This window comes from Rhodopseudomonas sp. BR0C11 (assembly GCF_010820945.1).
GTDB classification, from domain to species: Bacteria; Pseudomonadota; Alphaproteobacteria; order Rhizobiales; family Xanthobacteraceae; genus Rhodopseudomonas; species Rhodopseudomonas palustris_H.
Genome location: NZ_QTKI01000486.1, coordinates 1 through 3,267, shown reverse-complemented (window position 1 = coordinate 3,267; position 3,267 = coordinate 1). Strand labels below are relative to the sequence as shown.

4 protein-coding genes are annotated in these 3,267 nt (G+C 64.6%); 3 read left to right on the top strand and 1 reads right to left on the bottom strand.

The annotated features are described in order from the left end of the window. The coding region (locus DYI24_RS23880; RefSeq protein ID WP_205523662.1) for a lysylphosphatidylglycerol synthase domain-containing protein at positions 1 to 261 on the bottom strand (261 nt) is incomplete at its 3' end. 183 nt (positions 262 to 444) lie between these two features. On the opposite strand from DYI24_RS23880, the gene DYI24_RS23875 reads away from it, so the two are divergent. The 3 genes from DYI24_RS23875 to DYI24_RS23865 all read left to right on the top strand — a co-directional run. After that, positions 445 to 1,437, top strand: coding sequence for an NAD-dependent epimerase (locus DYI24_RS23875; RefSeq protein ID WP_164574090.1), 993 nt, complete (start codon positions 445 to 447; stop codon positions 1,435 to 1,437). 140 nt (positions 1,438 to 1,577) lie between these two features. Further along, positions 1,578 to 2,573, top strand: a complete 996-nt coding sequence (locus DYI24_RS23870) for a Gfo/Idh/MocA family protein (protein WP_164574089.1) — start codon at positions 1,578 to 1,580, stop codon at positions 2,571 to 2,573. Between the two features lie 55 nt (positions 2,574 to 2,628). Continuing rightward, positions 2,629 to 3,267: DegT/DnrJ/EryC1/StrS family aminotransferase (locus tag DYI24_RS23865; protein WP_164574088.1), on the top strand; the 639-nt coding region annotated here is incomplete at its 3' end.

Below are 3,267 nucleotides of genomic sequence, written 5' to 3'. Positions count from 1 at the left end.
GTTGAAGAACGAGCCGATCATCGCGTAGCGCATCGATCGACCCGTGGTCAGCGGCGCTTCGCAGCACGCACCGATCGCGCGCCAGCGCACCGCGTTGACGAACAGCTGGAAGATCGTTGCAGCGACGGCAGCCGCCAGCCAGCCCAAGCTGGTCGCATCGATCCGTGCGGCGAGGGCGGCAAAATCGGTCTTTCGGAGCGCCAGATACAAGAGCGCCGCTGAAACCAGGATCTTGGCTGCTGAAAGCAGAAACCGGCGCATGAGAGATCGCTGGGGTCGGAAGTTAACAGGTCGTCAAGAGCGAGCGGCGCCCGGCCATCACGAAAGTTGCCGCCTTGGTAGGGACTTGCGTCCGATCTGGCAATAGCGCCCCGGTTCCCCTTGCCGCTTCGGTAGCCGGCTGGCTAAACAGGCGCGCATCGGATCGCGAGGGGCGGAAACGAGATGGCAGAGACAGCGGTCCTGGTCACGGGCGCAGCAGGCTTCATCGGCTATCACATCGCCCGGGAGCTGTTGCAGGCGGGGCATGCGGTCGTCGGCCTGGACAGCCTCAACACCTATTATGACCCGGCGCTGAAGCAGGCGCGGCTCGATCTGCTGACGCCTTATCCGTGTTTCAGCTTCGTTCATGCCGATCTGTCCGACCGGAGGACGATCGCGGACTTGTTTGCAAACCACCGTTTTCCGGTGGTGATCCACCTCGCCGCCCAGGCCGGGGTCCGACATTCGCTCAGCCATCCACACGATTATGCGGACTCCAATCTGGAGGGCTTCCTTAACGTGCTGGAAGGCTGCCGCCACAATGGCTGCGGCCACCTGATCTATGCCTCCTCGTCGTCGGTCTACGGCGCCAACACCAAGCTGCCGTTCTCGGTGGATGATCCGACCGACCACCCGATCAGCCTGTATGCAGCGACGAAAAAGGCCAATGAATTGATGGCGCATTGCTACAGCCATCTGTACCGGCTGCCGACCACCGGCCTGCGGTTCTTCACGATCTACGGACCATGGTACCGGCCTGATATGGCCCTGTACCTGTTCGCCAAGGCCATCACCGAAGGCCGTCCGATCAAGCTGTTCAACCACGGCCAGATGCGGCGCGACTTTACGTTCATCGATGACGTTACGCGCGTTGTGACACGGTTGATGGAGCTGGTGCCGACCGCTCAGCCCGGCCAGAACGGCGGCGCGCCCGCCCGGGTCTACAACGTCGGCAATCACAGCCCCGAAGAGCTGATGCACGTGGTGGCGCTGCTCGAGGATGCGCTCGGCCGGCCTGCCGTCAAGGAGATGCTGCCGATGCAGCCGGGCGACGTGCCGGCGACGTTTGCGGATGTCGAAGCCCTGGTCCGGGACGTCGGCTTCCGGCCTTCGACCCGGATTGAGGATGGGGTCCGCGCTTTCGTGACCTGGTTTCGCGACTACCACCGGGTGTAGTTTTCTGCGTCTAATTCGCAGCTTTGATGTTTCGTGTAATCAATTGAATCAAAACGTGTTTGGGTAGGTTTCCCGAACGTTCGCCACATCTGTGGCCGCGTGCTAGGAAGCCGCACCTTCAATTTCCAAGGCGCGATGCCATGACTTCCAGCACTGAAACGGCCAAGACCCCCTCACTCCGGATCGGCGTCATCGGCGCCGGGGTGATGGGAACCAACCACGGCCGGGTGCTGGCGGGACTGCCGGGAGTGACGCTGGTTGGGATCGTCGATCCGATGCCCGAGCATCGCGACCGCGCGATCGAGCTGATTGGCTGTAAGACCTTCGCAACGCTCGACGAATTGCTCCTCGCCGGGGTTGACGCGGTGACCATCGCGGCCCCCACCCACCTGCACCATGAAGTGGCGCTGACCTGCATCGATCGCGGTATTCACGTGTTGGTCGAGAAGCCGATCGCCTCGACGGTGGCCGAAGGCCGCGAGATCGTCGCCGCCGCCGAGAAGGCCGGCGTCACGCTGATGGTCGGCCATGTCGAGCGCTTCAATCCCGCGGTTGCGGCGATCAAGCAGGCGATTCGCGACGAGGACATCCTGTCGATCGGCATCACCCGGGTCGGCCCGTTCCCGCCACGGATGTCCAATGTCGGCGTCGTCATCGACCTCGCGGTCCACGACATCGACCTGATCCGGTGGTTCACCGACTCGGAAATCACCGAGGTGCAGCCGCAGCTCTCCAGCGCCATCGCCGAGCGCGAGGACATTGCGCTGCTGCAATTCCGCACCGCCTCGGGCGTGCTCGCGCACATCAACACCAACTGGCTGACGCCGTTCAAGGCCCGCACCGTCACCGTCGCGACACGCGGCAAATACGTGATGGGCGATCTGCTCACCCGTCAGGTCACCGAGTGCTTCGGCTTCAAGGCGGACGGCAGCTATTCGATGCGTCATCTGCCGGTCGGCCACGACGAGCCGCTGCGCGCCGAACTGATCGGCTTCATCAATGCGGTTCGCGCCAAGCTGCCGCCGCCGGTCACCGGCGAAGAGGGCGTCGCCAGCCTCGAAATCGCGATCAAGTGCCTCGATCAGCCGGCCCGGCCCGCAGCGAGCGCGACTGCGCCCCGCCGCGCCGCCGGCTAGACCGACTTCGCGACCCTTCTCAGCGCTTTCCCGTCATCCGAACCCGGCAGGACCCATGAATCAGCATCTCCGCAACGACCCGGTGCCCTTCATCGATGTCGGCGCTCAGCGCCGCAGGTTAGGGGCCGGCATCGACAAGGCGGTCGGCAAGGTGCTGAACCACTGCCAGTTCCTCAACGGTCCGGAAGTGATCGAGCTGGAGGCGAAGCTCGCCGCCTTCGCCGGTGCGCGCCATGTCGTGACCTGCTCCAGCGGCACCGATGCGCTGTTGATGGTGCTGATGGCCAAGGGCATCGGTCCTGGCGACGCAGTGCTGTGCCCCTCCTTCACCTTCTGCGCGACCGGTGAAGCGGTTGCGCTGACCGGCGCGACGCCGCTGTTTGTCGATGTCGACGAGGTCACGTTCAACATCGACATCGCCTCGCTGAAGCGCGGCATCGGCACCGCCAAGAAGCTCGGCTTGAAGCCGCGCGCGATCATTCCGGTCGATCTGTTCGGCCAGGCTGCTGATCACACCGCGGTCGGCGCCGTTGCGGCGGACGAAGGGCTGTTCGTGCTCGACGATGCGGCGCAGGGCTTCGGCGCCAGCCACCGTGGCAAGAAGCTCGGCAGCTTCGGCCTCGCCCCCGCCCCCAGCGTCTTTCCGGCCAAGCCGCCCGGCTGCTTCGGCGACGGCGGCGCGAGCTTCCCCGAT